Below are 5326 nucleotides of genomic sequence, written 5' to 3'. Positions count from 1 at the left end.
ACGATTTCGCTAACTCTAGCCAACACACTTTGCAACTGCGGTTGCTCGATAATATAAGCCTTCATTTATTACGCAACCCTCTATCCAAGGTTACCCAAACAGCACGTTGTCCACGTTTTTTAGTAACTGCTTTAATGGAGCCGGTAATCGTTGTCGCCACATTGATTAACCAATACGCAATCGGATACCAAATCATCCAATAATAATACCGTGCAGCGCTATGGCTAGGAATTTCATACCGCGAATCAATCAGTAAACTCAATGCAAACTGTACCATGCAGGTCAGGCTTAAGAGCGTCGTCGTCCATCCGGGGGACCAATCATAGCCTAGAGGCCCTCGCATATCGCCAAAAAATACATGGCTAAAGCATGCAAAAACGCTATAAAACAAAATCAGATAAGCCCATGTCGTACTGACTAAGCACTCCAAATACAATAGCCACATTCCACGCGCAGACCAATTAAACAGGGCTTTAAAATAACGCAGCAACACCTCAGCACCACCTTGCGCCCAACGTACCCGTTGTCGCCACAAACCACTTAAGGTTTCAGGCATTAATACCCAACACAAAGCACGCGGCTCAAAATAAATAGTCCAGCCAGCTAACTGCAATTTCCAACTAATATCAATGTCTTCGGTAACCATATCGTTACTCCAATAGCCTACATCGTGTAATGCAGACTTACGGAATGCCGCAATAACGCCGGATACGGTAAATACGCGCCCATACGAACGTTGTGCACGTTTAATCATACCGATAATGGCTGAAAACTCACCGACTTGAATACGTCCTAATAACGTGGAACGGTTACGGATTCTAGGATTACCTGTTACAGCACCGACGCGTGGATTATTAATAAAATGCCTGACCATCCATCCGATAGCGCAAGGCTCTAATAACGCATCGCCATCTATACAAACTAAGTACTCGCTATTGGCTAATAATGCCCCGGTGCGTAATCCCATCGCTTTGCCTTGATTAGTATGCAAATTAACCACTCTTAGCATGGGATATTGCTCAGTGAGTTCATTCAGAATCGCTAAGGTATTATCTTTACTCCCATCGTTAATCGCGATAATTTCGAAATACGGATAATCTTGCTCAGCCAAAACAGCGATGGTTTCGCGTATATTTTCCGACTCGTTATAACAAGGCACTAAAATAGACACCAACGGCTGCTCTAACAACGCTAGCGGTTGCTCAGCATGATGAGGCTGTTTAAACTCAAAGCGAAAATAAAAAATTAACGCACCCAACATCCAAATATAAGCCATGAACAACGGGTATGCGTAAATAAACTCATCAATAGAACTCGTCGCACCTAAGCAAAAACGGCCTACCTCTTGAATGGACTGGGCAAGCTTAGGCCAAACACGCGTCACAGCTTCACTTACAGTGGCTATCGTGTTGATCAACGCTAGCCCACCATCATTTAATTCCTTCATTCAGAACTATCCGATAGGGAAAAATGCTGTTGTAAATCCTGTAACTTTGGCTGATTTTCAAACACATTATCAGGATAAAAACCTAAATGCTTAACGCCTAATTTTTTTAATAATTCGACTTGTCCATTAAAAACCGGCATCGCGATTTTTTGTTTATTGCGCCAATCAACAGCTTGTAGCTCAAACAAAGTTTTGTTTAAACTGCCCGGAGTACGTTTTACCGCTTGAACTAACTGGGTCAACCACGCTTGTGGTTGCTCAGCCTCCTCCATAAAAGGCATCGCTTCAATCGCTACATAATCATAATGCGCTAAAAACGCTTTCAGCGATTGTGCATACCATTCCTCACTATACGGTTTCAAGATAGGCCCGGCATAAATATTACGCGCCGTTTTAATATAAGGCCGATAACGCTTAACTTCTTTAGCCAACTCATCGGTAAACTGGCTGAGAAATTCGGTTTTACGTTCAGCCCACGCCATACGCATAGCAGGTGTAGCATGTAACTCGTTAAATACGGCTGGCAAGCCCCAAACTTGATGGGTATAAGCCAGTGCAGTTGGCGAAACATCTTCATAATCTGACAAAATACCATCATCATGAAAGAGTACACCATCAAAGTTACAGTATTTCGCTAAGTCCTGGTAAATATCGGTAATAAACTGCTTAGCGTCTTGATTAAATGGCGATAACCGCGTGTAGATATGACTAGATTTTTGCGCTTTACCGTCGCGCCACTCTTGTACATACCACGCATCCGGCAAATGATTTTGATAGGCTAATATAGGCAGCCAGGCATACACCTTAACTCTAGCGACTTGTTTTAATTGCCAAGCTGCGCGATTAAACAAATCTTGCTTCACCGGCAGATGGCGATTGGGAAAATATAACGCATCGGCATTACCATCACCGTCTGGGTCTGCGTAAGCTTGTAAAAACACCGTATTGATACGCATATTCTTAATGCGCTGAATCGCATGGTCTAAATTCAATTCAGTTTGCTTGTAATCAGTATCATACAAATAATCCAAATCTAAATGCGCAATGCGTAACGGAATATGCTGACGCATCGTAGTCACTAAGTGCGCAAACTGTTTTTGGTCTGGATTATCGACGACCATTAAGCGACGCAACGCAGGTAAATCAGCCAATGTGTTATCGCCATCGACCAACCCCATCGTAATCGGCATACCAGATACTTTCGCTGCATCAATAGCAAAACTATTGTACTCACCATAAGGCCATACCATGACCCTAGGCTTTACACCAACCTGTTTTACTAAAAAATCAGCACTGTGTTGCATAGCCTTAGTGATTCTTGCTAAATAATCAGCATCGTTTTCATAACTATTCGCTTCAGGCAAATACGACCGAGTCACGACGGCTGCTTGAGTATTGCCCTGAGGATTAGCCAAAATACCGCGATGCAAATCGTAACTATGTGAAGCAATCTCAACTAACCCCGATTGCTGCATGAGTTTTAATTGCTCAACGGTCAATAATGCTTGCTTAACATCGCTAGGCTTACCCCTATCCTCTAACCAACTACCCACCACGGAAACCGTTGCTGGATACTGATATTTCTTAAGTAATGGGAAAACCTGTTGATAAAAACTTAAATAACCATCATCAAACGTCAATAACACGGTTTTTTTCGGCAATGCCTTAGTTCCAGCTGCGGCATCAATAACTTGTTGTATGCTAATAACCGAATAATGGTTTTGTTGTAACCAGCGCAAATGTTGCTCAAAACGCTTAACACTCACATCCGTATCTTGCTTAATATCAGCGTCGGTCTCGACAATATCATGATAATTAAGTACTAAAAATCTGGCATCGGCAGCGTGTGCCGATAAAAAAGGAATAAAACAAATTAAGCTTAAGATGAAACAACGAATACCTAAACAAAAATAAACAAATAGCGATGGGCAATAGCGCAGCATGACAAAATTAATGAATTTTCAAAGCCGGGTATTGTAACAAAAAGCAGGCTTAAGGTTTTAATTTGCCAGCAAATCCAACAATTCTCATTTCAAGCGGTAATATTTCAATTCATTCTGACAAAAACAAATAACACATTGATAAAATTATATTTTTGACAACAGCGATGACAGAAAGTACTTACAAAACTATTCGTTGCGACTTACGCATTGACGAACAAGGTATAATTATGCCTATACTTTAAAAGGTCAACTTTTCGGTTTTTTCAGAAAGCGACTGGAAATTCATGGACATTAAAGTTTGATCTGGCAACACTTAGCTACTGGATGGGCGCTGTTCAAGCCACTTTTGAGTAGGACCATAACCGGAATGATTTGCAAAAATGCAAAAAGCTAAAAAACCTTGTATTGAATTGGAAGCTCAAAAAAACCTATTACGTTTCCCACTTGTGTAACAGCTGACTTTATAGACCCCCCCCTAAAATTACCTTCGCAAACTTTACTTGTCTATGAGGGAAACGTAATAAAATACATGTAGGCTATTCCATCGAAGCTTTGTAAAGCCTGGCTGGAATAGATGTAATCACAACATCAGCAGGTTAATGGGGTACCTCATTACCGCAGGTATTAAAACATGCGATTGTTACTGGTAGAAGATGATTTAGCGTTATCCCGCGCACTAGCAACAGATTTGGAGCGGGTAGGTTATAACGTCGATATGGCTCTGGACGGTGAGCAAGGTGAATTTTTAGGCGCGACCGAGGAGTATGACGTTGTTATACTCGATTTAGGATTACCTAAAACTTTCTGGACTCGAAGTCTTAAAGCGTTGGCGAGCTGCCGATAACCGTGTGCCGGTGATTGTATTGACAGCGCGCGATGCGTGGTATGAAAAAGTAGACGGATTTAAAGCGGGGGCAGATGATTATTTAGGCAAACCTTTTCATCTGCAAGAGCTTTTAGTACGCCTGCAAGCCTTGATAAAACGTATCAACAAACTTAATCAAGTGGCGCTAAACGTAGAAGGTGTCGTTTTACATGAAGAAGAGCAGGCGGTTTCAGTAAAAGGTGGGCAACCCATTATTTTGACCGCGATAGAATTCAAATTGCTGCGCTATTTCATGCTACATGCGGGTAAGGTATTGAGTAAAGGGCATTTAATCGAGCGCATTTACGATGATGCCAGTGAACCGGATAGCAATGTAATTGAAGTCTATGTGAATCGCTTACGCCGGATTGTCGGTAATGAATTAATACAAACCCGTCGGGGTCAGGGCTATGTGTTTGGCTCAAAGCTATGATGTCTCTGCGCAGACGTTTAAGCCGTGGTTTACTTTCGGTATTGAGTATTATCTTTGTGATTCATTGGATTGCGGCAGACTCGGTTATTCGTACCGTCGCCGAAAAACAAATGTCAAATCGCTTAGCGGATGATGGTAATTCTTTGATAGAAACGTTGACGAGTCTTGATGATGACCAAGTGGGTTTTAATGGCCTTCGTATTAGTTCTGTTTATACTCGCCCACTGTCTGGGCATTATTATGTTGTTAAGATAGATGCACAGGTTTATCCCTCACCTTCGCTAGAAAATTACAGTCTAAACGTTACACCGATAGGACCTGACCAATACAGCGTTTACCACCTTGAAGGACCCGAGCAACGCCCGCTTTTAGTCCTAGGCTTAGGTTTAATAAAATTTGGTCATAGAATCAATATCAGCGTTGCTGAAGATTTATCCGCAGTTGATCATGATATTACTTCGATACGTTTAGCTTATTTCGAGCTGACTTTAATTATTTTTGTCAGTKGTCGAATTTTATTAYACAACTGAAGGGGGAAGTTGTAAAAACGCTCTTTTTGCAACCCTCTTTGTAAAGATAGGTAATGAACTAGAACAAGTCGCTGTTAAACATCAGCAGCACATTGATTTAGACGTGCC

5 protein-coding genes are annotated in these 5326 nt (G+C 41.7%); 3 read left to right on the top strand and 2 right to left on the bottom strand.

Going from position 1 to position 5326, the window contains the following annotated elements:
- Positions 1-61: 61 nt before the first annotated feature.
- A complete protein-coding gene (gene pgaC, locus VZ94_RS14015) occupies positions 62-1447 on the bottom strand; it encodes a poly-beta-1,6-N-acetyl-D-glucosamine synthase (protein WP_082081675.1) in 1386 nt (461 codons plus the stop codon).
- Positions 1444-3390 (bottom strand): poly-beta-1,6-N-acetyl-D-glucosamine N-deacetylase PgaB, encoded by a 1947-nt coding sequence (pgaB, locus tag VZ94_RS14010; protein ID WP_082081673.1) that lies wholly within the window; start codon positions 3388-3390, stop codon positions 1444-1446. Before pgaB ends, pgaC begins: the two co-directional genes overlap by 4 nt.
- Positions 3391-4021: 631 nt before the next feature.
- On the opposite strand from pgaB, the gene VZ94_RS30830 reads away from it, so the two are divergent.
- The 3 genes from VZ94_RS30830 to VZ94_RS14000 are packed head-to-tail and all read left to right on the top strand — an operon-like array spanning position 4022 to position 5218.
- Entirely contained in the window at positions 4022-4234 is a 213-nt protein-coding gene (locus tag VZ94_RS30830; RefSeq protein ID WP_275575250.1) for a response regulator, read from the top strand.
- 4 nt (positions 4235-4238) lie between these two features.
- Positions 4239-4688, top strand: a complete 450-nt coding sequence (locus VZ94_RS14005) for a response regulator transcription factor (protein ID WP_275575249.1) — start codon at positions 4239-4241, stop codon at positions 4686-4688.
- Complete coding sequence (locus tag VZ94_RS14000; protein WP_052700547.1) at positions 4685-5218, top strand: hypothetical protein; 534 nt, start codon at positions 4685-4687, stop codon at positions 5216-5218. Before VZ94_RS14005 ends, VZ94_RS14000 begins: the two co-directional genes overlap by 4 nt.
- The last annotated feature ends 108 nt before the right edge of the window (positions 5219-5326 follow it).

The sequence above is a fragment of the Methylocucumis oryzae genome (genome assembly GCF_000963695.1).
GTDB classification, from domain to species: Bacteria; Pseudomonadota; Gammaproteobacteria; order Methylococcales; family Methylomonadaceae; genus Methylovulum; species Methylovulum oryzae.
The sequence above is the reverse complement of the archived record's forward strand: the minus strand, read 5'-3'. Positions and strand labels throughout refer to the sequence as shown.